This is a genomic window from Streptomyces massasporeus (assembly GCF_014648995.1).
GTDB lineage: Bacteria > Actinomycetota > Actinomycetes > Streptomycetales > Streptomycetaceae > Streptomyces > Streptomyces massasporeus.
The window spans coordinates 137,793-164,258 of record NZ_BMSE01000020.1 but is presented as its reverse complement, the minus strand read 5'-3'; the positions used below and the strand labels follow the sequence as shown (position 1 = coordinate 164,258).

Sequence of the window (26,466 nt, the reverse complement as noted above, 5' to 3'; positions counted from 1 at the left end):
GCGGAACGTGCCGTGGGGCTGCTCGGGGGTGCCCTCCGAGCGCGGGAAGAACTCGTACCAGGAGCCGTACAGGGCCCGCTCACGCTCCACGAGGAGCGGCAGGGGCTCACTGCTGGTGACCAGGTCCCGCAACGGGTGCCGCTCCAGGACCGCGTCCACCTCCGGCGTCAGCGCCGCAGCGAATCTGTCGGCCGTGGGCAGCGAATCGTCGCGCAAGGCCTCCGCGGCGGCGAGCAGCACATCGCGGCCGGCTTCCTTCGGCACGCCGGCCGCTGCCCGCTCGTGGAGTTCCGCGCCCTCCTCCAGGACCAGGCCCGGGTCGATGCCCGCCGGGATCTTTATGCCCGCCGTGTGGCGCCAGGTGGCCACCGGGTCGCTCCAGGCCTCCACCCGGTACGACCAGCGGCCGACGGCGTTCGCGCTGACCTCGGCGCCCCACCGGTCGCTGCCGGGGGCGAGCTCGCGCATCGGCGTCCACGGGCCGGGACGGCCCTCGGGATCCTTCAGGACGACATGGGCGGCCACCGCGTCGTGCCCCTCCCGGAACACGGTGGCGGTGACCTCGAACGTCTCACCCACGACCGCCTTCGCCGGCCGGCTGCCGCTCTCCACGGCCGGGCGGACGTCCCGTACCGGGATACGGCCGATGGCCCGGGTCCTACTCATGGTCCTCACCTCCACCGTGCTCGAAAGCCGGGCCGCGGGGCCCGGTTCAGGGGACAAGAAGTGCGGGAAGGGCGCTACCTTCCCGCGGTGGATCTCCGCTCGGCGGCCGGGGATCTCCGTTCCGCCGCCGGCGGTCTGCGTCGGACCGCCGCGGCCGGACGAGGCCGCTCGACGGGTTCCTGCAGACAGGTGACGTGCTGCTCCTGCAGGCAGGTGATCTGCTGCTCCTCCAGATACGTGATCTGGTTCGTGCGCAGGTACCGCTCGGCCGCGTCCGCCGCCTCCCGTGCGCAGCGCTTGCCCATCAGCACGCAGAGCGTGTAGCCGGAGTCCTCGAACGTGGTCCGCACCGTGCGGTCGTTCGGTGCCGCGAGCATCACGCGTTCCCAGGCCCGGTAACGCCGCAACTGCCGGGCGACTTCGGCTTTGGCGGGTAGCAGCATGGCGCCGATCACCTTTCGGGGCTCGAGGGGCACGGTCTCCCGACGGTCGGACGGCGGCCGTGCGCACAGCGGCACGGATCCGTAACGGCGATCGAGTTCTTCACACATGGTGCACGCGCGGCGACGCAGCGTCTTGTTGGATCTTCAACCAGTGGCGCTCCTCTGCGCCGTTCGGGCCATCTCGGCCCGCTCACTTGTGTGCCATACCGCCTCAACCGTGCGCTCGTGTTGCACGAACGGGCTAGCACCCTCAGGCTGAGGGTGACTCAGAAGCGAGAGGCGCTCACGTTCCGTGTTCGGGGAACGTCCCGCAGACCGCGGGAGTGAGAAGGAACTGAGCTTCGCGGTGAGGAGAGCCGACCGATGAAGACCGCAGTGCCCTGCTACTACCACCTCGACGTGGAAGTCAGCCCGGAACGGGTGGGACAGGTCAGCCGCATTCTGGCCGCTCACCTGAAGTTCTGGGACCTGGACAACCTGGTCCAGCCCGTCTGCGGCGGTGCCGAGATGCTGCTCAACGCCATCGACGAGCACGCCACGGACAAGAACACGTCGATCGAGATGTGGTGGAACCGGCAGCACCTGATCACCGCCATCGGGGACAACGACCGGGCCCTGCGCCCGGACCAGGAGCTGCGAGGCTGCCTGGAGCACCTCGCGGCGATGAGCGACGGCTGGGGCTGCTGTGCGACCGAGACCGGCAGCAAGGTCATCTGGTTCTCGCAGCGCGCCCGCGCCGGTGAACGCGTCCCGCTGGTGCCGACCGCCCCCGCGCCGCGGGAGAGCGAGGGTCTCGACGTGCCCCGCGAGGAGCGCGTCGCGCAGCTGGCCGGACCGGCCAGTACGCCGGGCGACGTCCTGGAGGACGCCCGGTGACGCGCCGGCAGACTCGGAAAGGGGTGTCCGCCTGGAGCGGGCGCCCCTACCCGCTGGGTGCGGCCTACGACGGGGAGGGCACCAACTTCGCGCTCTTCAGCGAGGTCGCCGAACGCGTCGAGCTGGTCCTCGTGGACGACGACGGCACCCACGCCCGGGTGCCGCTGAACGAGGTCGACGGCTTCGTGTGGCACGGCTACCTCCCCGGCGTCGGCCCCGGCCAGCGCTACGGCTACCGCGTGCACGGGCCGTGGGCCCCGGCCGCCGGGCACCGCTGCAACCCGGCGAAACTCCTGCTCGACCCGTACGCCCGTGCGGTGGACGGACAGATCGACAACCACCCCTCGCTCTACGAGCGCAACCCCGCCGGCCCCGACCCGGCCGACAGCGCCGGGCACACCATGCTCGGCGTCGTGACCGACCCGGCCTTCGACTGGGGCGACGACGCCCGGCCCTGCCGGCCCTACGCCGACACCGTGATCTACGAGGCGCACGTCAAGGGCATGAGCCACACCCACCCCGAGGTGCCCGAGGAGCTGCGGGGCACCTACGCCGGGCTGGCGCACCCCGCGGTCGTCGACCACCTGACCTCCCTGGGCGTCACGGCCGTGGAGCTGATGCCGGTCCACCAGTTCGTCCACGACGGTGTGCTGCACGACCGCGGCCTGGCGAACTACTGGGGCTACAACACCATCGGCTTCTTCGCGCCCCACAACGGCTACGCCGCCCACGGCACACGCGGGGAACAGGTCGCCGAGTTCAAGCAGATGGTGAAGACCCTGCACGGGGCCGGGCTCGAAGTGATCCTCGACGTGGTCTACAACCACACCGCCGAGGGCAACGAGAGGGGCCCCACGCTGTCCTTCCGCGGCATCGACAACTCCTCGTACTACCGCCTGGTCGACGGCGACTGGGAGCACTACTACGACACCACGGGCACCGGCAACAGCCTGCTGATGCGGCACCCCTACGTCCTTCAGCTGATCATGGACTCGCTGCGGTACTGGGTGACCGAGATGCATGTCGACGGCTTCCGCTTCGACCTCGCGGCGACGCTCGCCCGGCAGTTCCACGAGGTGGACCGGCTGTCGGCGTTCTTCGACCTCATCCAGCAGGACCCGGTGATCAGCCGCGTCAAACTGATCGCCGAGCCGTGGGACGTCGGCGAGGGCGGCTACCAGGTGGGCAACTTCCCGCCGCTGTGGTCGGAGTGGAACGGAATGTACCGCGACGCGGTCCGCGACTTCTGGCGCGGCGAGGACCACACCCTCGGCGAGTTCGCCTCCCGGCTCACGGGCTCCTCCGACCTGTACCAGCACAGCAGGCGCCGGCCCCGTGCCAGCGTCAACTTCGTCACCGCGCACGACGGCTTCACCCTGCGTGACCTCGTCTCGTACAACGACAAGCACAACGAGGACAACGGCGAGGACAACCAGGACGGCGAGAGCACCAACCGCTCCTGGAACTGCGGCGCCGAGGGCGCGACCCGCGACCCGGCCGTGCGGGAGCTGCGCACGCGCCAGCAGCGCAACTTCCTCGCCACGCTGCTGCTGTCCCAGGGCATCCCCATGCTCTCCCACGGCGACGAACTCGGGCGCACCCAGGGCGGCAACAACAACGCCTACTGCCAGGACAACGACATCTCCTGGATCGACTGGCGGCTCACCGAGGAGCAGCGCGACCTGCTGGAGTTCACCCGGTGCCTCATCCGGCTGCGCACGGGACACCCCGTACTGCGCCGGCGCCGCTTCTTCCGCGGCGAGACCCTGACCCGGGCGGACCAGCCGCTGCCCGACCTGGTGTGGCTGGCGCCCGACGCCCGCGAGATGACCGACGACGACTGGCAGCGCGGCGACGCGCACTCCGTCGGCGTCTTCCTCAACGGCGACGCCATCGCCGAACCCGACCCGTGGGGCCGCCCGGTCGTCGACGACTCGTTCCTGCTGCTGCTCAACAGCCACTGGGAGCCGGTCGACTTCCGCCTCCCGAAGGCCTCCTACGGCGAACGGTGGACGGCCCTCATCGACACGGCCGACCCGGAGGGCACGCCCGACGAGGCGGAGCACAAGGCGGGGACGGGCCTCACCGTCGACGCCCGCAGCCTGGTCCTGCTGTCCCGGCCGTCACGGGCGGCGCGCGAGAAGGAGTGAGGGGAGTGACCCGGGTCGGTGCTCGTGGAGCGGGCCCGGGTCAGTGCTCGCGGCGCGCGGTCACCGTGAACTGCGCGCCGTCGTGGTCCCGCAGCACGGCCTCGTCGCTGCCCTTGGACAGGACGCTGCCGCCGTGGAGTTCCGCCGCGCGGGCGCAGGCCTCCACGTCGTCGACGGAGAAGTGGACCTGCCAGTGCGGCCGGATCGCGGGGTCGGGGGCCGCTTCCAGGGCACCGGAGTCGATCCGGGCCACCACGTCCCCGCGGCTGCGCAGCACGACCTCGCCGCCCTCGTAGTGGACCTCGCAACAACCGGGCCGCTGTGTCGCCCATTCGAGGATCTCGCCGTAGAAGATCGCCGCGTCGAACGCGTCACGGGTGTGGAGCGTGATGAAGGCCGGCTGGGCGTTGCGCCACGTCTCCCAGTCGGTGAAGAGGTCGCCCTCCCAGATGCCGAACGTGGCCCCGTCCCGGTCGGCCAGCAGCGCCGCCCGCCCAGGCGGCAGGGAGATCGGTCCGACCGCGACCGTGCCCATGCGCTCCTGCACCCGCGCGACCGCCTCGTCCGCGCTGCGCACCGCGAAGTACGGCGTCCACGCCACGGCCATCTGCCACATGGCCGCCACCCCCGCGATCCCTGCCACCGGCGAGCCGTCGACCAGCGCGATCCGGAACCGGTCGCCGAGTTTGGCCGGCCGCCACTGCCAGCCCAGCACGGCGCCGTAGAACTCCTCGGTCGCCTTGACGTCCCGGCTCGTCAGGCTCACCCAACAGGGCGCGCCGAACACGGAGTGTGATGAGACGACGTCCTTCGTGCCGGAGGAGGTGGGCATGTCGTGATTCATGGCAGTCGCGTCCTGATCTCGTCGGCCTGGCAGCCACCGGAGGATTGACACCAGTGTCCAACCGGAACCGCATCGGGCGCCTGCCGAGTACCCCGGCGAGGGTGCCGAAACGGCGTCCGGCCTGGTCCGCCCCGGTGGCACCGGGCGGGCCGAGTGAGGACGATGGATGGGTCGGACACTGCGTCAAGGTACTCAAGCACCCGGTGAGACCTCGGGCGCAGCGGCGCACCGGACCCGGAGGTGACCATGCCCACGGACGGGGGCTCGGATCGGATCTTCGCGTTGCAGGAAGAGGTCCAGCAGCTGAAGGAGGCGGTCGTATCCCACGCCGTCGTGGACCAGGCGATCGGCATGGTCGTCGCGCTCGGCCGGATCTCCCCCGACCAGGGGTGGGCCGTGCTGAAGGAGGTCTCCCAGCACACCAACATCAAGCTGCGCAACGTCGCGGAACTGATCCTCGTCTGGGGGCGCACGGGCGTGATGCCCGAGGAGATCCGGGCCGCCCTGGAAGACGCCCTCGACGGCGCCGGACCGACGCAGATCCCCGGCTCGCCGCCGGAGGGGTGATCCCCGGCGGCGCCTGCTTCACCGGGCCTCGGCCAGCAGTTCCTCACGCAGATGGGCGAAGCAGCTGCTCAGCAAGCGGGAGACGTGCATCTGCGAGATGCCGAGCTGCTCCGCGATGCGGCTCTGCGTCATGCCCTTGAAGAACCGCAGATAGAGAATGATCCGCTCGCGCTCGGGCAGTGCCTCGAGACAGGGCCTGACGGCGACGCGGTTGACGACGATGTCGAAGGCCGGGTCGGGCCCGCCGATCGCGTCCCCGAGGGCGTAACCGTCGGTCCCGGGCATCTCCGCCTCCAGCGACAGCGCGGAGAAGCACTCCAGGGCCTCCATGCCGGTGCGCACCTCGCCCTCGGTGAGCTGGGCGTACTCGGCGATCTCGGCGACCGTGGCGGAGCGCCCCGGGGTGGTCTGTGACAGCTCCTTGGAGGCGTGCCGCACCCGGTTGCGCAGGTCCTGGACCCGGCGGGGCACGTGCAGTGTCCACATGTGGTCACGGAAGTGGCGCTTGATCTCCCCGGTGACCGTCGGTACCGCGTACGCCTCGAAGGCGTTGCCGCGGGCCGGGTCGTAGTGGTCGACCGCCTTCACCAGGCCGAGAGCCGCCACCTGGTACAGGTCCTCGAGGGCCTCGCCACGGCCCCGGAAGCGGACGGCGATCCGCTCGGCCATGGGGAGCCAGGCCTCGACCAGCTCGTCCCGCAGGGCCTTGCGCTCGGGCCCCTCAGGCAGCCGTGCCAGTCGCGCGAACGCCGCGGCGGTGTCGGGGGCGTCGTCGTGGGGGTGCGTTCGGGTGCTGCCGGCGATACGCATGGTGCGTACCTCCCTGAGCAGGTGCTGAGTAGGGACAGACACCGTGGGAAACGCGGCCTCGGACCTCACGGAAAAGCACCGGGGGCCCGGTCGGCCGGCTCCCCACGCACGTGCCTCCTGTCCGAAGCACTGACAATTCAGACAATACGGCATTTGGGGGACGCGGGCGCTCTCAAGGCCGCGCTCAATTCGAGGGCGTCTCTTGACCTCGCTCGACCTCACCTTGGGCCGGTTACCTCTGTCGCAGAGCTGATCTCGGCCGCATGGAGCCGGAGACCTTTCCCGAAGAGCTGGCCGACGCGCTCGTCGGTGTCCAGCGGCTGATCCGGCGGCGACTGCGACGGCAGATGCCCGACCCGCGGCTGCGCGGCGCCGAGGTGGAACTGCTCCGTCTGGTCGTGACCCGGCCCGGCATCGGCATCTCCGACGCGGCCAAGGACCTCGGTCTGGCGGCCAACTCGGTGTCCACCCCGGTCAACCAGCTGGCGAAGGCGGGCTACCTGGTCCGCGAGACCGACCCGGCCGACCGGCGGGCCGCCCGGCTGCTGCCCACCGCCGCCGCCGGGACACGGCTGCGCGCGTGGCGCCGCCGCCGCGCCGAGCTCGTACGCCGCCATGTGTCGCTCCTCGACGAGCCGGACCGCCGGGCGCTGCACGCGGCGATCCCGGCCCTGCGCAAACTGGCCGACACCCTGCACGAGGAGGCCGAGGAGCCATGGCGTCCGACACCGCCCCGTCCGGTACCGACGCGACCACCTCACCCTCGGCCGACGCCGTCGCCGGCATCGTCCTCAGCCGGGACCGCCTCATGGGCATCGGGCAGGCGATCACCATGCCGCTGTTCTTCGGCTCCAACGCCCTGTACCCGGTGTCCGTGATGCACGGCTGGCTCCAGGCCGTCAGCAAGGCCAACCCGCTCAGTTACGAGGTCGACGCCCTGCGCGGGCTCCTGCTCGGCACCCCTCACCATCTGGCGTCCGGCTTCGCCGTGCTGTTCGTGGCGGCCGCGCTCGGCGTCACCGCGGCCTCGGCCCTGCTGGGCCGTCTGGCCCGTTGATCTTCACTCGTGGAAGTGATGTGCGGCACGCCGGTGCAAGCGCTTTCTCCGGTTGTTTCCGGATAACTGCTGGGCACGGCTTGATCACCGATCAAAAAGGATGAACTGCCTGGCCACAGCGCATTCTGCTCATTTGACAGTGCGCTGAGACCACAGATAGGAAGCAGCTTCCAGAGGTCGAGAGGGTGCAGCGTGTACGAGCCGAACGTGGTCGGGGACTGGCAGGAGTACGACGAGCATGCCGGTCTGCGCGTCCGCGTCCACCGTCTGGAACTGGCCGAGCCGCCCCGCGGCCGGGACGACGCCGCCGACGGACTGACGTACTTCTGCCTCCGGGTGACGGTCGAGAACCGCGGCAACCGCCAGCTCGGCGTCCACCTCGAGGACGGCCAGATCGACGTCCGGCTCGGCCCGGACGGGGAGAGCGCCTTCATCGACTGGCGCAACTCGCAGTTCATCGAGGGCTTTGACGTCTATCCGCTGCGCCGGGCCACCGCAGTGCTGTACGCGGCCGGTGCCGAGGCCTCGTTGAGCCTCGTGGACGTTCAGGTGCAGTTGCGCGTCGAGGAGGAGTGGACCGGCCGCAGGCTGTGGGCGGGCGGCATCGGGGCGCACGAGGGAGCCGCCGGCGGCCAGCAGGGCGCGGTGCGGGACAGCCTGGCGCACCAGGTGAGTGTCTTCCTGCGGGAGCAGGCGGAGGAAGGCACCGCCTGATCCGGCGTCAGGGCGTCGCGGAGGTCAGTGCGGGATGCCGTCGATGATCTCGCGGGCACCCTGACGCAGCAGGGCCACGGCGACCGAGGTGCCGAGCGTGGCCGGGTCGAGGCGGCCCGCCCACTCGTGGGCGTTGAGACGCGTCTTGCCGTCCGGGGTGAACACGCAGGCCCGCAGGGACAGTTCGCCGCTGCGGTCCACCTGCGCGAACCCGGCGATGGGGCTGTTGCAGTGCCCCTGGAGCACATGCAGGAACATGCGCTCGGCGGTGGTCTCACGGTAGGTGTCCGGGTCGCCGAGACCGCTCACCGCGTCGATCAGCGCGGCGTCGTCCTCGCGGCACTGCAGCGCCAGCACACCCGCGCCGATGGGCGGCATCATCGTCTCGGTCGAGAGGATCTCGGTGATCACGTCCTCGCGGCCGATGCGCTCCAGGCCGGACACCGCGAGCAGCAGGGCGTCCGCCTCCCCGGCGGCCAGCTTCGCCAGACGCCGGTTGGCGTTGCCGCGGAACGGCACGCACTCCAGGTGCGGATGCGTGGCGGCCAGCTGCGCCACCCGGCGCACCGAGGAGGTCCCGATCCGCGTCCCGGCCGGCAGCTCGTCCAGGGTGAGTCCGCCCGGGTGGATCAGGGCGTCACGGATGTCGTCCCGCTTGAGGAACGCGGCGAACACCGTCCCCGCCGGGAGCGGCCGGTCGGCGGGCACGTCCTTCACGCAGTGCACGGCGAGGTCGGCCTCGCCGGCCAGCAGCGCCGCGTCGACCTCCTTGGTGAACGCGCCCTTGCCCTCGACCTGGGAGAGGTCGCCCATCCACTTGTCGCCGGTGGTCTTCACCGGCACGACCTCGGTACGCACTCCGGGATGGGCGGTGGCCAACTCGGCCCGGACGCGCTCCACCTGGGCGAGGGCCATGGGGGAGTCGCGGGAGACGATGCGAATCAGTTCGGGGACGGACATGCGGACACGATAGACCCTTCCGCGGGGGCGTTCGTGCCGTACGTCCTCCGACCGCCGGGGATCGGGCGTCAGTTCGGGACGAGCGGATCACGCGGCGCCGACCCGGCCCGGCCGGACGGCCGGACCGGGTCCGCAGGCGTCAGGCGTACGGGTCGAAGGAGATGCCGGAGGGCTTGGCCGACGCCAGATGATTGGCGAAGTTGCCGTCCTTCAGGCCGAAGTTGGCGCTGCCGAAGTCGTACGACGTGAGCTTGTCGCGCACCCCGGCCGGGTAGCCGTTCCAGCCGACCAGCGCCGGGTACTGCCAGGTGCGCTTGTGGTTCTCCGGCGGCTCGTCATTGGAGTTGGCCGCGCGGAAGCAGTGGGTTCTGACACCGTCCTTGTGGTAGACGATCTTCGCGTGCGTGCCGTCGAAGCGGACCGAGGAAGCCGCGTGCACCGTGAACCCGCCGTGAGCGGACGTCGACACGTACTTCACCTGGTTGTCCTGCACGAACACCGCGACGTGCTCGAAGTCGTGCCGGTGGCCGCCGATGCTGCTCCCGGCCACGGCCTGGTCCTTCTCGAAGTAGAGCGCGTACAGGATCGCGCACCAGCCGTTGTTGCACTTGGAGCGCGCGTAGCCGTTGGTGTTGTCGAGGTCCGAGGCGTCCCGGCAGTTGCCGTTCAGGGCACCGGTCGGGTTGAGCCCGCCGTTCACGGCGCCGTCCGGGCCGATGGCGGGGCTCGAGTAGCAGCCGTCGGTGTCGTAGTCGTAGGCGGGCTGGTACGTCTGCTCCAGCGCGTCCGCGTTGGCGGGCAGCGCCGGCGGAGGGGCCGCGAAGGCCGTGGCCGGGAAGGCGAGGACGAGGGCTGCGGCACCGGCCGCTCCGGTGAGCCATCTCCTGCGGTGGGCGAACGGGCGTGACGACACTGCGTCCTCCTTGGTCCGGGCGCAGCCCAACGGCTGTGGGGGAAAGGGAGGTTCAGCTTCCAGGTTGAACGCGTTCATGCCAAGAGGGGTGGAGGATCTCAAGGGTGAATCGCAGCCCAACAGGTGGAGTCCGGCCGCCGTTTCAGACCAGGTCGTCCGGGATGTCCGCCGCCGCGTCCTCGGGCGCCAGGTCGGGCCGGAGCCGCAGCCAGGACGGCTGCCTCAGCAGCCCCTCCCGGGTGCGGGTGCTGTAGCGGACCTCACCGACCAGGCGGGGCAGGACCCAGTGCGCACCCGGGGCGCGCGGGGCGGGATCGAAGGGGCAGACGTCGGTCGCGGCGGCCCGCAGCAGCCCCGCCAGTTCCGTGCGTTCGGCCTCGCTCCAGCCGGTGCCCACGCTGCCGACGTAGCGCAGCCGTCCGGCGGCGCGCTGTCCGACCAGGACCGCGCCGGGCAGGCCGGTGAGCCGCCCCTTGCCGGGCTGCCATCCGCCGACCAGGACGTCCTCGGTGCGCATGTTGCGGATCTTGATCCAGGCCCGGGAGCGGACGCCCGGTTCGTACACCGAGTCCAGCCGCTTGCAGACCAGACCCTCCAGGCCGTGCTCCCGGGTGGCGCGCAGGGCTTCGGCGCCGTGACCGACGAGGGCGCGCGGGGTCGACCAGGAGGGCCCGGAGAGTCCGAGGTCCTCCAGCGCCGCGCGGCGTCGTGCGTAGGGGAGCCTGAGGAGGGAGTGGCCCTCCAGGTGCATCAGGTCGAACAGCGCGAGATGGACCGGGACCTCCGCCGCCCGCCGCGCGGCCCTGGCGGGTGCGTGCGCCAGGCCCATCCGTGACTGGAGCAACTGAAAGCTGGCGCGGCCCTGGTCGTCCAAGGCCATGATCTCGCCGTCCAGTACGGCGGGCGTGGCGCCGAGCGCGGTGCTCAGCGGCCGGAGTTCGGGGTAGGCGGCCGTGATGTCGTCCCCGGAGCGGGCGCGCAGCAGTACGCTGCCGTCCCCGGGCAGGTAGACCACCACGCGCTGGCCGTCCTGCTTGGTCTCGTAGGCCCAGCGCGTGTCCTGCGCGGCGGGCGGCAGGGTGCCGGACGAGGCGAGCATGGGCGGGATCAGCGGCAGGTCCACGGGTGAGGTGTCGACGAGCCGGCAGGCCGTCACGCGTGTTTGCGGCCTGTTTCCCCTGAACGGCGCCCCGGGCCGATTTAGTTGAGTTACGCAACGAGATGGTAGTCTGGTGCTCATGTCCACACCACCGCTCCCCGACGTCCCCTCCCCGGAAGTGATCGAGATCGAGCGTGCGCTCACCCGCATCACCTACCTGAGCACGCGCGCCCGTCAGCACGACCGGCTGATGGCCCTGGCGGGGGTGCCGCTCGACCGTGCCGCCGTCGCGTTGCTCCGTCAGATCGCCGACTCCGAGCCGCTGCGGCCCGGGGAGCTCGCCGTCCGGCTGGGCGTGGAGGCCTCGCACGTCACACGCACGGTGCAGCAGTTGCAGAAGTCCGGGTACGTCACCCGCGTCCCCGACCCGGACGACCGCCGCGCCCAGCGCATCGAGCTCACCGACGCCGGCGGCGAGGCCATCGCCAAGGTCCGCGACGCCGGGGTCCGCGGCATGCAGATGGCCCTCTCGGACTGGTCGCCCGAGGAACTGCGCCACCTCGCGACGCTCTTCCACCGCATGGTCGACGACTTCCTCGCCCACTCCGTGGACGAGGAGGGCGAACCCCAGTCGGCCCGGGCCGGCACGGTGTGATCCGCGGCCGGACCGGCCGGTCCGTCATGTCACGGCGGGGAAGAGCCCAGCCGGGCACCGCCGGAGTTCCGCTCCGGGCCGGATGACGCCGGCAGGCCGTCCCTGAGCCCCGTCACCCCTTCACCGCGCCACCGGCTCCTGCGGATCCACCCGCTCGGGCGCCGCGGCCCCTGGCGGCACCGGCTCGCGCAGGCCGCACAGCAGCAGTCGGCCCAGCGCGGGCAGTGCGACGAGGGGCAGCAGGGCCGCCCGGAGGGACGTCGCGTCGGCCAGGGCGCCGAGCGCGGGCGCCGCGAGACCGCCGACGCTCACCGTCAGGCCCAGCGTGACCCCGCTCGCGGTGCCCACGCGCCGGGGCAGGAAGTCCTGGCCCAGCGTGATGTGCAGCGAGAACGGCACATACAGCCCCGCCGACGTCAGGGCCACGAACAGGTGCACCGGCGGCCCGGGCACCAGGACCAGCCCGGCCACGGCCAGGACCGTCAGGGCGTAGGACCGGCGCACCACCGCCGTCCGCCCGTACCGCTCCGCCAGCCGGCCCCCGGCCAGCGTGCCGACCGCGCCACCGGCGTAGAGCACGAACAGGGCCGCCGTACCGGCCGCCTCCCCGCCACCGGTGCGCTCCCGCACATGGAGGGAGACGAACGTGCTCAGGCCGACGAACACCACGGAGCGGCAGACCACGGCCCCGGACAGCCGCAGGAAGGACGGCCAGTCGTCCTCGCCTACGGCGGTGGACGCACCGGCGCTCCCGGCTCCGGGCCCCGCCGACCGCATCGCCGCCGCGCACAGTGCCGCCCCCGCCAGGGCCGGGACGACCAGCAGGGGAGTGGCGCGCAGCCCACCCGTGGCCACCACGGCGAAGACCAGCAGGGGCGCCAGGGCGAAGCCGGCGTTGCCGCCGAAGGAGAACCAGCCCATGGCCGTGTGCCGGCCCCGGGAGACGACCCGCGCCACCCGGGCGGCCTCGGGATGGTAGGCGGCCACGCCCACCCCCGATACGGCCACCGCCGCCAGGGTCAGCGCGTAGGAGCCGGTCACCCCGCTCAGGGCGACGCCCGCCCCGGCCGTCAGCGCGCTCAGCGGCAGCAGCCACGGCATCGCCCACCGGTCGGTGAGCACCCCGAACAGCGGCTGCACCAGCGACGACAGCAGGGACGCCGCCAGGACGACACCCGAAGCGGCGGCATAGGAGTAGGCACGCTCGGCGACGAAATACGGCACCAGAGCGGCCACGGCTCCCTGGTACACGTCCACACAGGCGTGCCCCGAAGACATCAGGGCTACGGGTCGATCGCGTCTCGAAGTGGTCACCCGGCGATCGTCGTCCGCCGGGCACCTGGCCCGCTTCCGATAATCTGCCGGATCGTGCCGAAGATCCGCCACACCCCCGCGGCCCCGACCCGCGCCCAGCGGCTCACCGCCGGCGACCGCATCGACGCCCACCGGCACGACGACCACCAGATCGTCTACGCGGGCGCCGGCGTCGTCGCCGTCACCACCGACGCCGGCACCTGGTTCGCCCCCGGCACCCGCGCCATCTGGGTCCCGGCCGGCACCGTCCACGCCCATCGCGCCCACGGCCGGCTCGACCTGCACCTGGTCGGCCTGCCCGCCGCCGACAACCCCCTCGGCCTGGACCACCCGGCCGTCCTCGCCGTCAGCCCCCTGCTGCGCGAGCTGATCCTCGTCTACACCCGCGACCCCGGCGACGACAGCCCCGAGCGCCGCCGACTGCGCGCCGTCCTGCGCGATCAACTGCGCCTCTCGCCCCAACAGCCGCTGCGCCTGCCCACCCCCGCCGACCCGCGCCTGGCCGCCGTCTGCGCACTCGTGCACGCCGACCCGGCCGACGTGCGCACCCTCGCCGAGCTCGGGGCGGCGACCGGGGTGGGGGAGCGGACCCTCAGCCGGCTCTTCCGCGCCGAGGTCGGCATGACGTTCCCGCAGTGGCGCACCCAGTCGCGGCTCTACCACGCCCTGCGGATGCTGGCCGACGGCCTGCCCGTCACGACCGTGGCCCACCGCTGCGGCTGGTCCTCCGCCAGCGCGTTCATCGACGTCTTCCGCCGCTCCCTCGGCTACACGCCCGGCAGCCACCACCGGCACACCCGGGGCCCGGTGAACTGACCTGTGTACCGACCGGTAATAATGCGCGGCAGGCCTTCAGAGGAGGAACCGTGTCCCGGTCCGAACGCTCGCCCCTGCTGCTCGCCGGCCTGCTGGCCACCGCGGGCGTCGCCCACTTCGCCACCCCACGCCCGTTCGACGCGACCATCCCGCGCGGCCTGCCCGGCACACCGAGGGCCTGGACCTACGCCAGCGGCGCCGCCGAGCTCGCCCTCGCCGCCGGTCTGGCGCTGCCGCGCACCCGCAAGGCCGCCGCGCTCGCCACGGCCGCCTTCTTCGTCGGGGTGTTCCCCGCCAACGTCAAGATGGCCGCCGACTGGCGCCACCGCCCCACCCCGCAGAAGGCCGCCGCCTTCGGGCGCCTGCCCCTGCAGGTGCCCCTCGTGCTCTGGGCCCGCGGCGTCGCCCGGAACGCGGAGGGCAGGTCGTGACCGCGCGCGTGGAGACCGGGGACAAGGTCGAGGACTTCACCCTGCCCGACGAGACCGGCACGGTCCGCAGCCTGTCCGAGCTGCTCGCCGAGGGCCCCGTCGTGCTCTTCTTCTACCCCGCCGCCCTGACCCCCGGCTGCACCGCCCAGGCCTGCCACTTCCGTGATCTCGCCGCCGAGTTCGCCGCCGTGGGAGCACGCCCCGTCGGCATCAGCGGCGACGACGTCGAGCGCCAGCAGGAGTTCGCCGGACGACACGGCCTCGGCATGCCGCTGCTGTCCGACGCCGACGGCGCGGTCCGCGAACGGTTCGGGGTGAAGCGCGGCTTCTCCCTGGCGCCCACCAAGCGCACCACCTTCGTCATCGCACAGGACCGCACCGTCCTCGACGTCGTCCGCAGCGAACTGCGCATGAACGCGCACGCCGACCGGGCGCTCACCGCGCTGCGCGCCCACCGGACCTGACACTGTCACGAATGCTGCGTCGCGGTTGATAGAGGGCGGCAAAGGGATAATCCTGGACGATATGGAGGACGCCTCCGCTGCTGCGATCATCGACGCCCGCGGCATTCTGACGGGGTGGAGCGAGGGAGCCCGGCGGCTGACCGGCTATCCGGCCCATGAGGCCCTGGGCCGTGCCGTGCGGGAGCTGCTCGCCGAGGCCGTGCCGCCCGAGGCGGTGTCCGCGCGGTCCGGCACCGTCATGGTGCGGCACCGCGACGGCTATCTCGTCGGGCTCCGCGTCAGAGCGTGCGCCGTGACGGGCCCGGACGGGGAGTCGGGCGGGTACGTGATCACCGCCGCGTCGCCCGGCCACGGGGAGACGTCCCTCGCGGGCCTCGCCTTCCAGCAGGCGTCCATGTCGATGTCCGTCTTCGACACCGGCCAGCGCTACCTGCGGCTCAACGAGGCCGCCTGCCATGTGATGGGCGTGCCCGAGGAGACCCTGCTCGGCCGGCACTTCCCGGAGACCGTGGGAGAGGCCGAGCACATGCGTGGCTTCAACTGGCATCTCAGGCATGTCGTGGAGACGGGCCGGCCAGTGCGCTACGAGAGCTACACCGGTGCGCCGGCCCTGAACCGGGAGCACGCCTGGGTCACCGAGATGTGGCCGGTGCGGAATGCCGCCGGCGAGCTCGTCGGCACCGCCCTGGCCGCGTTCGACAGCACCGAGCAGTACTGGGCCCGCCAGCGGCTGGCCCTGCTCAACGAGGCCGCGGCCGCCATCGGCACCACCCTTGACGTGGTGCGCACGGCCGAGGAGCTCATCGGGGTCGTGGTGCCCCGCTTCGCGGACTTCGCGAGCGTGGATTTGTTCGACTGGGTGCTCGGCGCGGACGAGCAGCCGACGGTGCCGGCCGACGAGATCGCCCTCAGGCGGGTCGCGCACGGTTCCGTCACCGAGGGCACCCCCGAGGCGGCCGTGCATCTGGGAGAAGTCGACGTCTACACCCCGTTCTCGCCGATCGCCCGGGCCATGCGGGAAGGCGGGGCCATCCTCAGCCAGGCAGGAGAGCCGGCGTTCATGCGCTGGGTCGCCGAGCGCAATTCCCGCGCCCCGAAGGGACGGCCCTACCGCGAAGGCGCCCATTCGATGCTGGCCGTACCGCTGCGGGCCCGCGGCACCACGCTGGGTGTCGCCGTGGCCGTCCGCGTGGCGCAGGCCGACGACTATGGCGCGGACGACGCCGTGTTCGCCGAGGAACTCGCCAGCCGGGCCGCGGTCTGCGTCGACAACGCCCGCCGCTTCGCCCGCGAGCGCACCACCGCCCTCGCCCTCCAGCACAGCCTGCTGCCCAGGGGCCTGCCCGGCCAGGCCGCCGTCCGGGTGGCGCACCGCTATCTGCCCTCCGGATCGGCGGCCGGCATCGGTGGCGACTGGTTCGACGTCATCCCGCTGTCCGGCAGCCGCGTCGCGCTGGTCGTCGGGGACGTCGTGGGGCACGGCATCCCCTCCACGGCCACCATGGGCCGGCTGGTCACAGCCGTCCGCACCCTCGCCGACGTGGACCTCCCGCCCGACGAGCTCCTCACCCACCTCGACGACCTGGTCACCCATCTCGCCTCGGACGACCAGGGCGACGAGGTCGCCGAACTCGGCGCGACCTGCCTCTACGCCGTCTACGACCCCGTCACACGCCGGCTGAACCTGGCCGCCGCCGGGCACCCCGCACCCGCCCTGGTGCTGCCCGACGGATCCGCCCGGCTGATCCCCATGAGCGCAGGCCCCCCGCTGGGCGTGGGAGGCCTGCCGTTCGAGGCGACGGAGCTCCAACTGCCCGAGGGCTCCGTCGTCGCCCTCTACACCGACGGACTCGTCGAGGACCGCGACCGCGACGTCGACCACGCCACCGACGAGCTGTGCCGCGCCCTGACCGTGCCCGCCGACTCGCTGGACGCCCTGTGCGACACCGTGCTGAAGGCCGTCCTGCCGGAGGAACCCGGCGACGACGTGGCCCTGCTGCTGGCCCGGACCCGGGCCCTGGGCGCCGACCAGGTCGCCACCTGGGACGTTTCCCCCGACCCCGCGGAGGTGGCCGCGACCCGGCAGGCCGCCACCGACCAGCTCGCCGCGTGGGGCCTGGACGAGACGGCCTTCGTCACCGAACTCGTCGTCAGCGAACTGGTCACCAACGCCATCCGGTACGGCGCCCCGCCCATCCAGCTCCGCCTGATCCGGGACCGGACCCTCATCTGCGAGGTGTCCGACGGCAGTTCGACCTCCCCGCACCTGCGACGGGCCCACCAGGACGACGAGGGCGGCCGCGGTCTGCTGCTGGTCGCCCAGCTCACCCAGCGCTGGGGCAGCCGGCAGACCACCCGGGGCAAGACGATCTGGTGCGAACAGTCCCTCACACCGCTGTTCTGACCGGCCGGCTCACGCCCCGGACGCGTCCGAGGCGACCTGGGCGAGCGTGCGGCCGGACTTGGCCGAACGGGCCCGGCGGGGATCGGGGGCCCCGTGCGCACGGGCCGGGCCCCCGGCCCGCTTCACCAGCAGCCAGGCCTCCTCGCCGTCGCCGTCCCGACCGCTGCGGAACCGGGTCAGGGCGTACTCGCCGTGCAGCTTGGAACCGCTCAGCCGGAACGTGGCGTGCCCGCGCTCCAGCGACTCCGCGAAATCGACGGGCCGCCCCTCGCGGTCATGGCTCAGCGGCTCGTAGGTGCCGTGGTCCCAGACGATCACCGTGCCGCCGCCGTACTCGCCGCGGGGGATCACGCCCTCGAACTCCTCGTACTCCAGCGGATGGTCCTCCGTGGGCACGGCCAGCCGCTTGTCCTTCGGGTCGGCCGAGGGGCCCTTCGGGACCGACCAGGACTTCAGCACGTCGTCCACCTGCAACCGGAAGTCGAAGTGCATCGTGCTCGCGTCGTGGATCTGCACCACGAACCGGGGCCCGTCGCCCCCGGACGCACCACGTCCCCGGGGCTCGCCGGTCCGGTCGAAGTCGCGCTTGCCGCGGTAGTCCCGCAGCCGGTCCCGCTCGGCCACCTGCGGCTCCCTCCTGCCTCGGGCGCCCCCGGGTACCCGTCAGAACTCCTCGTGCACCTCGGGGTCCCCGCCGACCCTCCGCTGCGGCCTGTCCGCGACGGCCCGCATCTCGTCCTCGCTCAGCTCGAAGCCGAAGACGTCGAGGTTGGCGCGCTGCCGCTCGGGGTTCGCCGACTTGGGGATCGGTACCGCGCCCAGCTGCGTGTGCCAGCGCAGCACGACCTGCCCCGGCGACACCCCGTGCGCCTCGGCGATCCGCGCCACGGCGGGATCCTCCAGCAGGGGCGTACCCGGGCGCAGCGGGCTCCAGCTCTCGGTGACGATGCCCTTGCCCGTGTGGAAGGCGCGCAGCTCCTCCTGCGGCAGCAGCGGGTGCAGCTCGATCTGATTGACCGAGGGCAGCACCCCCGTCTCCTTCTCCAGCCGCTCGATGTGCCCGGCCGTGAAATTGGAGACGCCGATCGACCGGACGAGCCCCTCCTCGCGCAGCTTGATCATGGCCTTCCAGGAGTCGACGTACCGGTCCACGCGCGGCAGCGGCCAGTGGATCAGGTACAGATCGACGTACTCCAGGCCCAGGCGGGTCCGCGACTCCTCGAAGGATGCGAGGGTCTCCTCGTAGCCGTGGTGCCGGCCCGGGAGCTTCGTCGTCACGACGACCTCCTCGCGCGGCACCACGCCGGAGGCCACAGCGCGGCCGACCCCCGTCTCGTTGCGGTAGTTCGTCGCCGTGTCGATCAGGCGGTAGCCGGCCGCCAGGGCCGAGAGCACCGCCTGCTGCGCCTCGTCGTCGCCGAGCGGCCAGGTCCCCAGGCCCAGGGCGGGGAGCGTCGTACCGTCGTTGAGCGTGTGGGTCGGGATGCTGATCACCATCGGACCTTCCCGTTGACTGTGTCGTCCCTCCAGCGTCACGGATAGGGTGAGCAATGATCAACCGGACAGGTGGGGGATGAAGGCGGCGGACGGCATGGGCAGCGCCGAGGAGAAGCCGGCGACAAGATCGGGACGACCCACCTCGCGGGACGTCGCACGGCTCGCCGGCGTGTCGCACACCGCCGTGTCCTTCGTGTTCAACGGCCGGGCCGCCGGCAACCTCTCGCCCGCGACCCAGGAACGCATCCGGCAGGCCGCCACCCAGCTGGGCTACCGGCCCGACCCCGTCGCCCGCGGCCTGCGCCGCAGCCGTACGGCCGTGATCGGCCTGGTCACCGACGAGATCGCCTCCTCCCCGTTCGCCGGACGGCTGCTGCGTGGCGCCATGGACACGGCCTGGGCGGGCGAGCACCTGGTCCTCACCATCGACTCCGGCGGCGACCCGGACAAGGAGGACGCCGCGGTCGCCGAACTCCTCGACCGGCGCGTCGACGGCATCATCTACGCCGCCATGTCGCTGCGCAGCGTCCGTGTCCCCGAGGGCCTGCACCGCACCCTCTCCGTCCTCGCCAACTGCCTGCCGGAGGACGACTCGCTGCCCGCCGTCATCCCCGCCGAGCGCGCCGGAGGCCGTACGGCGGCCCGGCTGCTCCTGGAGCAGGGGCACCGGCGGGTCGCGCTCGTCGGCGGGCAGGACGACATCGCCTCCGCGGAGCGGCTGCGCGGCTTCCGCGACGCGCTGCGCGCCGAGGGCATCACCGTGCCGCGCGACTGGGTGGTCCGCACCGGAGGAGAGATCTCCGCCGGCTACGAGGGCGCCACACGCCTCCTCGACAACGCCCCGCCCGAGCTCAGGCCCACCGGGATCTTCGCCTACAACGACCGGGTCGCGGCGGGCGTCCTGCACGCCGCGACCCGGCTCGGCATCACCGTCCCCGGTGATCTGTCGGTGGTGGGCTACGACGACCAGGAGCACATGGCCGCCCACCTGGCGCCGCCCCTCACCACGGTCGCGCTGCCCCACCGGGCGATGGGGGAGGCCGCCGCGCGGCTGCTCCTCGACTCCCTCGCCACGGGCCGGACGCCGCCCGCCACGGTGCGGCGCCTGGCCTGCCCGGTGATCAGCCGTTCGTCGGTGGGACCAGCGCCCATCCGGTGACGGACGCGCCGGGCGTCACGCTCAACTCCCTGCTGTCGTCCGCGCGTGCGTAGACGCGCTCGGTGACCGTGGCCCGGTCGCCCACGAACAGTTCGTACAGCGAGCCGTCGACGAGGACGCGCAGGGTGAGCTCCTCGCCCGGCGGCACCGGGACGACGACCGGTGCCGCGGCCTCCGCGCGGGGCCACCCGTCCCGGTTCACTGTCACCGTGCCCGCGTCCGGGTCCAGGCAGACCGTCAGCTCGTCGCCCGCGGCCGACCTCAGCAGACCGACCGTGGTGCGGGCGCGGGCGCTGACCGTCAGGTCGTAGGCCGCCGGCAGCGCGGCCCGGCCCGGGGCGGTGACGAACGGCTCGGCGGCCCGCAGCCGGTGCAGCTCCGGCGCCGGGGACACCCGCAGCGCCCCGTCCGGATGGACGTCGACGACACGGGGAGCGGTGAGGACACCGGCCCAGTCGGCCTCGCCCTGCTCGCGGGCCTCCCACGACCAGCCCCACATCAGGGCCCGGTCCGGTTCCTGCAGCACGGCGGGGGCGTAGAAGTCACGGCCGTGGTCGAGCAGGCCGCCCGTGCGGGCGGTGAAGCGCAGGTCCGTGTCCAGGCGGCCTGTGAGGTAGCCCGTGGTCCACGGGTGGCCGTCCCACAGGGACACCACCAGCACCCACGCGCCGTCCCGCGCGGCATACAGCTGCGGGCACTCCCAGCCGGTGGCCCGGCCGCCGAACGCGGCCCGGGCGGCCGGGGCGTGCCCGTCCAGGAAGACCCCCGCGAACCGCCAGTCGGTGAGGTCGTCGCAGTCGTAGAGGAGGACCGACGGCGTGCCGTCGGCGTGCCCCGCGCCGACCAGCGCCCGGCGCCGGCCCTCGTGCCGGAAGGCGAACGGGTCGCGGAACATCACCACGTCCAGACCCTCGGGCGGGCCCGTGACCACCGGGACGGGCAACGGCGTCCACTCGGCCAGCGCGGGATCGTCCGGGTCCGCCGCCCGGGCCAGGCAGATCGTGCCGAGCCCGCTGTGATCGCGGTCGACCCCGGTGTAGACGGCCGTCGGCACGCCCCCGTCGTCGACCACGCAGCCCGACCAGCAGCCCGCCTCGTCCGGCCCGCCCGGGGTGGGGGTGAGCGCGATCGGATGGTGCTCCCAGTGCGCGAGGTCGGCGCTGGAGGCATGGCCCCAGTGGACGTTGGCGTGCACCGGGGCGTCCGGGTTGTGCTGGTAGAACAGGTGATGGCGGCCGCGCCAGCGGAAGGGACCGTTGGGGTCGTTCATCCAGTTGGCGGGCGGGCGGACCCGGAAACGCGGGGCGTGCGGGTCGTGCGGGGGAGCGGCGAGGCTCAACGGTTGACTCCAGCGGACGTGATGCCCTCGCGCAGAGGGCGCTGGCCGACGACGAACACGGCGACGGCGGGGATCATGGACAGGACGACACCGGCGAGCACCACGGAGATGGAGCCGGTGCCGAGGTTGCCCTGGAGGGAGACCAGCCCCAGCGGCAACGTGTAGTTCTGGCCCGACGTCTCGAGGATCAGCGGGCGGAAGAACTCGTTCCAGTGGTAGTTGAAGGCCAGGACACCGACGATCGCGAGGCCGGGCGCGGCCAGCGGGGCGTACACCGACCGGAAGGTCCGCCAGGGCCCGGCCCCGTCCAGCATCGCCGCCTCGCCCAGGTCCTTGGGCATGCCGAGGAAGTACTGGCGCATCAGGAACGTGCCGAACGCGGTCGGGAAGGCCGGGACGATCAGCCCGAGCAGGGTGTCGGTCAGGCTCATCGACTTCAGCACCAGGAACACCGGCACGATGGTGACCTGCAACGGCACCATCATCGTCGCCAGCACCAGGCCGAACAGCGGCTTCTTGAAGCGGAACTCCAGCCGGGCGAAGGCGTATCCGGCCAGGCCCGCCGTGATCATCTGGCCGACGGCGATCAGGGCCGTGACCAGCGTGGAGTTCAACGCCAGCAGCCAGACGTCGATCTGGTCGAAGACCCCGCGGTAGGCCTCGGTGGAGGGGTTCGACGGGATGAGCTGCGGCGGGAGGTCGAAGGCCTCGGCGGGGGTGCGCAGCGAGGTGGACACCGTCCACACCACCGGGCCGAGGGTGAGCAGCGCGCACACGGCCAGGCCGGCGATCCGCGCCCACGGCGCGAGCCCGTGCCGCACACGGCTGTAGGAGAGGGTTGCTTGGCTCATGGGAGGACTCACCCGGCTCACTGGTAGTGGACGAAACGCCGGCTGAGCCGGAACTGGAGGGCGGTCACCGCCATGATCAGCACGAACAGCAGCACACCCACCGCGGACGCCTCACCGAATCGCAGCTGCTCGAACGCCGTCTCGTAGATGACCATCACGACCGTGCGGGTGGAGTCGCCGGGGCCGCCGTTGGTCAGGACGTACGGCTGCTCGAAGACCTGGAGGGCGTTGATGATGCCGACGACCGAGGCGACCAGCAGCGTCGGCGAGAGCAGCGGCAGCGTGACGGTGAGGTGCTTGCGCAGGCCCGTCGCGCCGTCGAGGGCGGCCGCCTCGTGGATCTCCTTCGGAATGTTGTTCAGCCCGCCGACGAACAGCAGGAACGAAAAGCCGAACTGCTGCCAGACGTAGACCAGGACCACCGTCGCCATCGCCGCGTTCTCCGACGTCAGCCACGGCACCGGCGCGATCCCGACGAAGCCGAGCAGCCAGTTGATCACCCCGAAGTCCTGGTTGAACAGGTACTTCATCACCACCGAGATCGACGCGGCGGACAGCACCAGCGGGAAGAAGAACGCCGAGCGGAACACCGACCGCAGCCACACCGGCATCCGCCCGTTGATCGTCAGCGCGAGGGCCAGCGCGACGAGGAGTTGCAGGGCCACCGCGAACACCATGAACACCAGCGTGTTGCGGAAGGAGACCAGCACGGTCTCGTCGCCGAACACCTCGCCGTAGTTGGAGAGCCCGGCGTAGGAGGGCGAGTCGATGACGTTCCAGTGGAAGAGACTCAGGATCACCGAGCCGACGATGGGCACGACCGTGAAGACCACGATCCCGACGATCGTCGGGGTCAGGAACAGTGTGGCCAGCAGCCGGGTGCCGCGGTCACGGGCCGAGGGGCCCTTCGGCGCCGGGGCGGGCGGTGCCGCGGGGCGTTCCGCCCGCGCGGGCGATATCTGGGTGTTCGTCATACGTCACGCTCCATGGCCTTCTCCAGATCGCCCTGCATCCGGCGCAGCGCGGGACGCACCGAACGCGCGGAGGCCAGGGCCGTGCCGGTGTGCTTCAGCAGCACCTGCTCGACCTCGGCGACCTGCGGCGGCGCCGGGATGGGTCCCGTGTCGGGGAACCGGTCGAGGGTGTCGTAGAAGACCGGCCAGTGGGCCGGGCCGGTCTTCGCGTAGCGGCCGGCGGTCAGCAGCGAGCGGCGGGCCGGGGTGGTCTGGTTCGTGGCGAACAGCCGCTCCAGGGTGTCCTTGCGGGCGGCGTACTTGATGAACTCCCACGCCTCGTCCTGCATCTTCGAGGTGCGCAGCAGCGCGTAGCCCGCCGCGCCGTACTGCATGCGCTGGGTGCGCCAGCGCGGGAAGTACTGCACGTCGAACCCGTCCCGCTCCATGCCGGCCAGGTGCAGTCCGCCCGCCCAGAAGCCGCCCGCCGGGGTGACGCCGACCCGGCCGGTGGAGAACACGCCGATGAGGTTCTGGCCGTTGCCGCCCTCGGGGCGGGTGCACAGGCCGTCCTGGATCAGGGAGGCGAGGTAGTCGTAGACCTCCTCCACCCGGTCGTGCGTGGCCTGCGGCGTCGTCCAGCGGAAGCCCCCGCCGCGGCCCTTGCGCTGCCCGGCGGGGTAGAAGCCGTCCCACAGCCAGGCGCCGCCGGGTGCCTTGGACTCGGTGAGCAGGTTGGTGTCGTTCGCGAACAGCCAGGGCACCACACCGCCCCAGAGCCGGTTGGTCCAGAAGTACGGCGTGAAGCGGGCGCCGCTCGACTTCTTCATGTCCCGCAGCAGGGCCGTGAAGTCGTCCCGGGTCCAGTCGGCCGGCGGGAAGTCCGCGCCCGCCCGGCGCAGCACCTGGCGGTTGACGTACATGTCGGCCGCGTTGAACTCCACCGGCAGCTGGTAGAGGCTGCCCTCGTACATCATCGACTCCACCAGCGAGGGGTGGACGTCGGTGAAGTACTCCTTCAGTTCGGCCGCGTCCCGCTTCACCCACTTGTCCAGGGCCACCCCGAGCCGCTGCGCGAACAGCTGCACGCCCTCGGTGGCGACATAGACGAGGTCGGGGGCGGTGCCCGCGGCGACCTGGGTGAGGATCTTCGCGAAGAAGTCCGACCAGTCGACGGCCTGGACCGCGTTGATCCGGAGCTTGATGCCGGGGTGCAGCTCGGCGAAGCCCTCGCGGAGCGTGCGGATGGCCTCCGGCCCGTAGGCGGGGCCCAGCGTGGCGACGACGAGGGAGCCGTCGTCCCGGCCGGGGATGTCGGCTCCGGTGAGCCGGTCCCAGCTCGCGGCGGTGCCGGCCAGGGCGGCGGCGCCCGCGCCATAGGCGCCGTACCGCAGCAGAGAGCGGCGGGTGAGGTGCGAGTCGGTCATCGTGTGTGGGGCCTAACTCGTGTTAGCCGTGGGTTGATGCCCCAGATGATGTGAGCGCGGAACGGCCCTGTCAAGGCGTGCGGGCGCTTGACCTTTAACGAGTTAGGTCCGAAAGTCCTGATCCCATGAGCCGCAGTTTCCGAGGAGAGGGACGAGGTGTGTGATGCGCGGAATCACCAGGAGAGCTCTGTTCGCCGGGTCGGCCGTGGGCGCGGCCGGCGCTCTGCTGCCGACGGCGGGCCCGGCGGCGGCCGGGCCCCGGACGGCCCGCGCGAGCTACCGCGCCGGGTACCACTTCACCGTCCCCGAGCAGTGGAAGAACGACCCGCAGAGGCCTGTCTGGATCGACGGCAGGTATCACTACTACTACCTGCACAACGCCGACTACCTCGCCGGTGAGATCGGCACCGCCTGGCGCCTGGCCACCAGCACCGACCTGGTCTCCTTCACGGACCAGGGGATCGCCGTGCCCAAGGACACCACGCCGGGCGGCGACGTCTGGTCGGGGTCGGCGGTGGTGGACACGCACGACACGGCCGGCTTCGGGGCGGGCGCCGTCGTCGTGCTGGCCACGATGTCACCGCACGACGGCCCCGCCGATCAGGCCCAGTACCTGTACTACTCCACCGACCGCGGCCGCACCTTCACCCCGCACGGCACCGGCCCGGTGCTGCCCAACCCCGGCGTGCGCGACTTCCGCGACCCGAAGGTGATCCGCGACGAGGAACGCGACCGGTGGGTGATGACCCTCGCCGAGAACGACAAGGTCGGCTTCTACCACTCCGCCGACCTCAAGTCCTGGACGTACGTGAGCGGTTTCGTCCGGGGCGGCATCGGCGTGCTGGAGTGCCCCGACCTGTTCCGGATCCGCGCCGGGGACGGCACGCCGAAGTGGGTGCTCGGGGTGAGCGCCAACGGCAAGGGGGCCGGGCTGCCCAACACGTACGCGTACTGGACGGGCTCCTTCGACGGCAGCGCCTTCACCGCCGACACGACCGATCCCCAGTGGCTCGACTACGGCTGGGACTGGTACGGGGCGGTCACCTTCGACAAGCGCGGCACCGACGGCACCCTCGACGAGGGGACCCGCTACGCGATCGGGTGGCTGAACAACTGGGACTACGCCCACATCACGCCCACGATCGACGGCGACGGCTTCAACGGCACCGACTCGATCGTCCGCGAGGTCACGCTGAAGCGAGGGGGCGACGGCAGGTACTTCCTGGCGTCCCGGCCGGTCACCGCGCTCGACGGGTACGTCTCCCGCACGGTGACGCTGGGCGACCTGGAGGTCGAGGGGACGCGCCTGCTCGACTACCGGGGCACCGCCTACGAGCTGACCTGCGAGATCACCTGGGACCAGCTCACGGGTGCGGGGGTGCAACTGCGGCGCTCCCCGGACGGCGTCCGGCACATCGACGCGGGTGTCCACCGCGACTACGCCTACCTCAACCGCCGCCCCACCGTGTCGCCCGACATGACGGGCAGGTGGCAGGAGAGCCACAGCCCGTTCGACCCGGGCCGGCGGGCGGTGCGGCTGCGCATCCTGGTCGACCGCACCTCCGTGGAGATGTTCGTGGACGACGGCCGGTACGTGCACTCCTCGGCGGCCTTCCCGTACCTGGTCGACACGGGGCTCGCGCTCTTCACGGTCGAGGGGAAGGCGGTGTTCCGGAACACCGTGATCCGCGAGTTCAGGGTGTAGGGCGGGCCTTCCCGTGCAGCAGTGCCCCGGTCTGCTCGAAACCGCGGTCCCGGACGACGGGCCGGGAACCCTCCACCGCGTCGACCCAGTCGTCGATCGCCGCGGGGGAGGTGCGCACGGCGTCGATCAGCTCCTCGACGAGCCGCAGCGTGTCCTCGCCGAGGTTCGCCCTGAGCTGGTCGAGCGTCACCTCCCGGTAGGGCATGCCCAGTTGCCACCAGAACCGCATGAGGTAGCGGCACTCCTGCTGGTCGCGGTCGTCGGCGAGACGGTCGTGGATCACCCGGCGGACGTACCCGCGCTGCTCCTCGTCGCGAAAGCCCGCCGGCAGGTCCGTCAAGGTCATGGGGCC

At 72.1% G+C, this 26,466-nt stretch carries 26 protein-coding genes and 2 pseudogenes; 13 read left to right on the top strand and 15 right to left on the bottom strand.

Annotated elements, in window-relative coordinates:
* Both IE153_RS33470 and IE153_RS33465 read right to left on the bottom strand, forming a co-directional pair.
* On the bottom strand, positions 1 to 666 hold a 666-nt coding region (locus tag IE153_RS33470), incomplete at its 3' end, for a maltotransferase domain-containing protein (protein WP_189593479.1).
* A gap of 74 nt (positions 667 to 740) precedes the next feature.
* On the bottom strand, positions 741 to 1,109 hold the full coding sequence (locus tag IE153_RS33465) for a DUF5133 domain-containing protein (RefSeq protein WP_189593478.1): 369 nt from the start codon (positions 1,107 to 1,109) through the stop codon (positions 741 to 743).
* Positions 1,110 to 1,472: 363 nt separating this feature from the next.
* Between IE153_RS33465 and IE153_RS33460 the strand changes: the two genes are divergently transcribed.
* The gene (locus IE153_RS33460) at positions 1,473 to 1,985 is read left to right on the top strand and encodes a hypothetical protein (protein WP_031112475.1); all 513 of its coding nucleotides are present in this window, start codon (positions 1,473 to 1,475) and stop codon (positions 1,983 to 1,985) included.
* Complete coding sequence (glgX, locus tag IE153_RS33455) at positions 1,982 to 4,135, top strand: glycogen debranching protein GlgX (protein ID WP_189593477.1); 2,154 nt, start codon at positions 1,982 to 1,984, stop codon at positions 4,133 to 4,135. Before IE153_RS33460 ends, glgX begins: the two co-directional genes overlap by 4 nt.
* A gap of 40 nt (positions 4,136 to 4,175) precedes the next feature.
* On the opposite strand, the gene IE153_RS33450 is transcribed toward glgX, so the two are convergent.
* Positions 4,176 to 4,979, bottom strand: coding sequence for a VOC family protein (locus tag IE153_RS33450; RefSeq protein WP_189593476.1), 804 nt, complete (start codon positions 4,977 to 4,979; stop codon positions 4,176 to 4,178).
* A gap of 246 nt (positions 4,980 to 5,225) precedes the next feature.
* Here IE153_RS33450 and IE153_RS33445 point away from each other — a divergent pair, with 246 nt between their 5' ends.
* Entirely contained in the window at positions 5,226 to 5,546 is a 321-nt protein-coding gene (locus tag IE153_RS33445; protein ID WP_189593475.1) for an ANTAR domain-containing protein, read from the top strand.
* Positions 5,547 to 5,564: 18 nt separating this feature from the next.
* On the opposite strand, the gene IE153_RS33440 is transcribed toward IE153_RS33445, so the two are convergent.
* Complete coding sequence (locus IE153_RS33440) at positions 5,565 to 6,356, bottom strand: RNA polymerase sigma factor SigF (RefSeq protein WP_189593474.1); 792 nt, start codon at positions 6,354 to 6,356, stop codon at positions 5,565 to 5,567.
* 263 nt (positions 6,357 to 6,619) lie between these two features.
* On the opposite strand from IE153_RS33440, the pseudogene IE153_RS33435 reads away from it, so the two are divergent.
* The 3 genes and pseudogenes from IE153_RS33435 to IE153_RS33425 all read left to right on the top strand — a co-directional run.
* A pseudogene (locus IE153_RS33435) lies at positions 6,620 to 7,069 on the top strand (MarR family winged helix-turn-helix transcriptional regulator); the annotation flags it as partial.
* Positions 7,070 to 7,131: 62 nt separating this feature from the next.
* A pseudogene (locus IE153_RS33430) lies at positions 7,132 to 7,413 on the top strand (ABC transporter permease); the annotation flags it as partial.
* Between the two features lie 192 nt (positions 7,414 to 7,605).
* A complete protein-coding gene (locus IE153_RS33425; RefSeq protein ID WP_189593473.1) occupies positions 7,606 to 8,127 on the top strand; it encodes a hypothetical protein in 522 nt (173 codons plus the stop codon).
* A 24-nt stretch (positions 8,128 to 8,151) separates the two neighbouring features.
* Here the strand turns inward: IE153_RS33425 and hemC are convergent, their stop codons facing one another.
* The 3 genes from hemC to ligD all read right to left on the bottom strand — a co-directional run bounded on the left by hemC (position 8,152) and on the right by ligD (position 11,123).
* Positions 8,152 to 9,087, bottom strand: a complete 936-nt coding sequence (hemC, locus tag IE153_RS33420) for a hydroxymethylbilane synthase (RefSeq protein WP_189593472.1) — start codon at positions 9,085 to 9,087, stop codon at positions 8,152 to 8,154.
* Positions 9,088 to 9,226: 139 nt separating this feature from the next.
* Complete coding sequence (locus IE153_RS33415; protein ID WP_189593471.1) at positions 9,227 to 10,000, bottom strand: NPP1 family protein; 774 nt, start codon at positions 9,998 to 10,000, stop codon at positions 9,227 to 9,229.
* A 142-nt stretch (positions 10,001 to 10,142) separates the two neighbouring features.
* A complete protein-coding gene (ligD, locus tag IE153_RS33410) occupies positions 10,143 to 11,123 on the bottom strand; it encodes a non-homologous end-joining DNA ligase (RefSeq protein ID WP_189593489.1) in 981 nt (326 codons plus the stop codon).
* A gap of 115 nt (positions 11,124 to 11,238) precedes the next feature.
* On the opposite strand from ligD, the gene IE153_RS33405 reads away from it, so the two are divergent.
* The gene (locus tag IE153_RS33405) at positions 11,239 to 11,754 is read left to right on the top strand and encodes a MarR family winged helix-turn-helix transcriptional regulator (RefSeq protein ID WP_097222799.1); all 516 of its coding nucleotides are present in this window, start codon (positions 11,239 to 11,241) and stop codon (positions 11,752 to 11,754) included.
* A 120-nt stretch (positions 11,755 to 11,874) separates the two neighbouring features.
* Here the strand turns inward: IE153_RS33405 and IE153_RS33400 are convergent, their stop codons facing one another.
* Positions 11,875 to 13,032, bottom strand: a complete 1,158-nt coding sequence (locus IE153_RS33400; protein WP_189593470.1) for an MFS transporter — start codon at positions 13,030 to 13,032, stop codon at positions 11,875 to 11,877.
* Between the two features lie 90 nt (positions 13,033 to 13,122).
* Between IE153_RS33400 and IE153_RS33395 the strand changes: the two genes are divergently transcribed.
* The 4 genes from IE153_RS33395 to IE153_RS33380 all read left to right on the top strand — a co-directional run bounded on the left by IE153_RS33395 (position 13,123) and on the right by IE153_RS33380 (position 17,183).
* Positions 13,123 to 13,884, top strand: coding sequence for an AraC family transcriptional regulator (locus tag IE153_RS33395; protein WP_189593469.1), 762 nt, complete (start codon positions 13,123 to 13,125; stop codon positions 13,882 to 13,884).
* 50 nt (positions 13,885 to 13,934) lie between these two features.
* Positions 13,935 to 14,315, top strand: a complete 381-nt coding sequence (locus IE153_RS33390; RefSeq protein ID WP_175430573.1) for a DoxX family protein — start codon at positions 13,935 to 13,937, stop codon at positions 14,313 to 14,315.
* Positions 14,312 to 14,779 carry a peroxiredoxin gene (locus IE153_RS33385; RefSeq protein ID WP_308432224.1) on the top strand — a complete coding sequence of 156 codons (468 nt, stop codon included), beginning with the start codon at positions 14,312 to 14,314 and terminating at the stop codon, positions 14,777 to 14,779. The genes IE153_RS33390 and IE153_RS33385 overlap by 4 nt, the downstream gene beginning before the upstream one ends.
* Positions 14,780 to 14,840: 61 nt before the next feature.
* The gene (locus IE153_RS33380) at positions 14,841 to 17,183 is read left to right on the top strand and encodes an ATP-binding SpoIIE family protein phosphatase (RefSeq protein WP_189593468.1); all 2,343 of its coding nucleotides are present in this window, start codon (positions 14,841 to 14,843) and stop codon (positions 17,181 to 17,183) included.
* A 9-nt stretch (positions 17,184 to 17,192) separates the two neighbouring features.
* Here IE153_RS33380 and IE153_RS33375 read toward each other — a convergent pair whose 3' ends face one another.
* Both IE153_RS33375 and IE153_RS33370 read right to left on the bottom strand, forming a co-directional pair.
* Positions 17,193 to 17,807 (bottom strand): DNA polymerase ligase N-terminal domain-containing protein, encoded by a 615-nt coding sequence (locus IE153_RS33375; protein WP_189593467.1) that lies wholly within the window; start codon positions 17,805 to 17,807, stop codon positions 17,193 to 17,195.
* Positions 17,808 to 17,846: 39 nt separating this feature from the next.
* Complete coding sequence (locus IE153_RS33370) at positions 17,847 to 18,677, bottom strand: aldo/keto reductase (protein ID WP_189593487.1); 831 nt, start codon at positions 18,675 to 18,677, stop codon at positions 17,847 to 17,849.
* Positions 18,678 to 18,774: 97 nt separating this feature from the next.
* Here IE153_RS33370 and IE153_RS33365 point away from each other — a divergent pair, with 97 nt between their 5' ends.
* Positions 18,775 to 19,839, top strand: a complete 1,065-nt coding sequence (locus IE153_RS33365; protein WP_189593486.1) for a LacI family DNA-binding transcriptional regulator — start codon at positions 18,775 to 18,777, stop codon at positions 19,837 to 19,839.
* Here IE153_RS33365 and IE153_RS33360 read toward each other — a convergent pair.
* Genes IE153_RS33360 through IE153_RS33345 form a run of 4 tightly spaced genes read right to left on the bottom strand, consistent with a single transcriptional unit; the run spans position 19,802 to position 24,409 of the window.
* Complete coding sequence (locus tag IE153_RS33360) at positions 19,802 to 21,178, bottom strand: glycoside hydrolase family 32 protein (RefSeq protein WP_189593466.1); 1,377 nt, start codon at positions 21,176 to 21,178, stop codon at positions 19,802 to 19,804. The two genes, IE153_RS33365 and IE153_RS33360, sit on opposite strands and share 38 nt — an antisense overlap.
* Positions 21,175 to 22,029 (bottom strand): carbohydrate ABC transporter permease, encoded by an 855-nt coding sequence (locus tag IE153_RS33355; protein WP_189593465.1) that lies wholly within the window; start codon positions 22,027 to 22,029, stop codon positions 21,175 to 21,177. The genes IE153_RS33360 and IE153_RS33355 overlap by 4 nt, the downstream gene beginning before the upstream one ends.
* 17 nt (positions 22,030 to 22,046) lie before the next feature.
* Positions 22,047 to 23,003, bottom strand: a complete 957-nt coding sequence (locus IE153_RS33350; protein ID WP_189593464.1) for a carbohydrate ABC transporter permease — start codon at positions 23,001 to 23,003, stop codon at positions 22,047 to 22,049.
* Entirely contained in the window at positions 23,000 to 24,409 is a 1,410-nt protein-coding gene (locus IE153_RS33345) for an extracellular solute-binding protein (protein ID WP_189593463.1), read from the bottom strand. Before IE153_RS33345 ends, IE153_RS33350 begins: the two co-directional genes overlap by 4 nt.
* A gap of 163 nt (positions 24,410 to 24,572) precedes the next feature.
* On the opposite strand from IE153_RS33345, the gene IE153_RS33340 reads away from it, so the two are divergent.
* The gene (locus IE153_RS33340) at positions 24,573 to 26,114 is read left to right on the top strand and encodes a glycoside hydrolase family 32 protein (RefSeq protein WP_189593462.1); all 1,542 of its coding nucleotides are present in this window, start codon (positions 24,573 to 24,575) and stop codon (positions 26,112 to 26,114) included.
* On the opposite strand, the gene IE153_RS33335 is transcribed toward IE153_RS33340, so the two are convergent.
* Entirely contained in the window at positions 26,104 to 26,460 is a 357-nt protein-coding gene (locus IE153_RS33335; protein ID WP_189593461.1) for a hypothetical protein, read from the bottom strand. The two genes, IE153_RS33340 and IE153_RS33335, sit on opposite strands and share 11 nt — an antisense overlap.
* Positions 26,461 to 26,466: the final 6 nt, after the last annotated feature.

What these genes read in the sequence shown, in the direction of transcription:
- IE153_RS33345 (WP_189593463.1), bottom strand. Translation starts at nt 24,409, where the DNA reads ATGACCGACTCGCACCTCACCCGCCGCTCTCTGCTGCGGTACGGCGCC.
- IE153_RS33335 (WP_189593461.1), bottom strand. Translation starts at nt 26,460, where the DNA reads ATGACCTTGACGGACCTGCCGGCGGGCTTTCGCGACGAGGAGCAGCGC.
- IE153_RS33350 (WP_189593464.1), bottom strand. Translation starts at nt 23,003, where the DNA reads ATGACGAACACCCAGATATCGCCCGCGCGGGCGGAACGCCCCGCGGCA.
- IE153_RS33450 (WP_189593476.1), bottom strand. Translation starts at nt 4,979, where the DNA reads ATGAATCACGACATGCCCACCTCCTCCGGCACGAAGGACGTCGTCTCA.
- IE153_RS33460 (WP_031112475.1), top strand. Translation starts at nt 1,473, where the DNA reads ATGAAGACCGCAGTGCCCTGCTACTACCACCTCGACGTGGAAGTCAGC.
- hemC (WP_189593472.1), bottom strand. Translation starts at nt 9,087, where the DNA reads ATGTCCGTCCCCGAACTGATTCGCATCGTCTCCCGCGACTCCCCCATG.
- IE153_RS33440 (WP_189593474.1), bottom strand. Translation starts at nt 6,356, where the DNA reads ATGCGTATCGCCGGCAGCACCCGAACGCACCCCCACGACGACGCCCCC.
- IE153_RS33445 (WP_189593475.1), top strand. Translation starts at nt 5,226, where the DNA reads ATGCCCACGGACGGGGGCTCGGATCGGATCTTCGCGTTGCAGGAAGAG.
- IE153_RS33365 (WP_189593486.1), top strand. Translation starts at nt 18,775, where the DNA reads ATGGGCAGCGCCGAGGAGAAGCCGGCGACAAGATCGGGACGACCCACC.
- IE153_RS33380 (WP_189593468.1), top strand. Translation starts at nt 14,841, where the DNA reads ATGGAGGACGCCTCCGCTGCTGCGATCATCGACGCCCGCGGCATTCTG.
- IE153_RS33405 (WP_097222799.1), top strand. Translation starts at nt 11,239, where the DNA reads ATGTCCACACCACCGCTCCCCGACGTCCCCTCCCCGGAAGTGATCGAG.
- IE153_RS33400 (WP_189593470.1), bottom strand. Translation starts at nt 13,032, where the DNA reads ATGTCTTCGGGGCACGCCTGTGTGGACGTGTACCAGGGAGCCGTGGCC.
- IE153_RS33465 (WP_189593478.1), bottom strand. Translation starts at nt 1,109, where the DNA reads ATGCTGCTACCCGCCAAAGCCGAAGTCGCCCGGCAGTTGCGGCGTTAC.
- IE153_RS33355 (WP_189593465.1), bottom strand. Translation starts at nt 22,029, where the DNA reads ATGAGCCAAGCAACCCTCTCCTACAGCCGTGTGCGGCACGGGCTCGCG.
- IE153_RS33340 (WP_189593462.1), top strand. Translation starts at nt 24,573, where the DNA reads ATGCGCGGAATCACCAGGAGAGCTCTGTTCGCCGGGTCGGCCGTGGGC.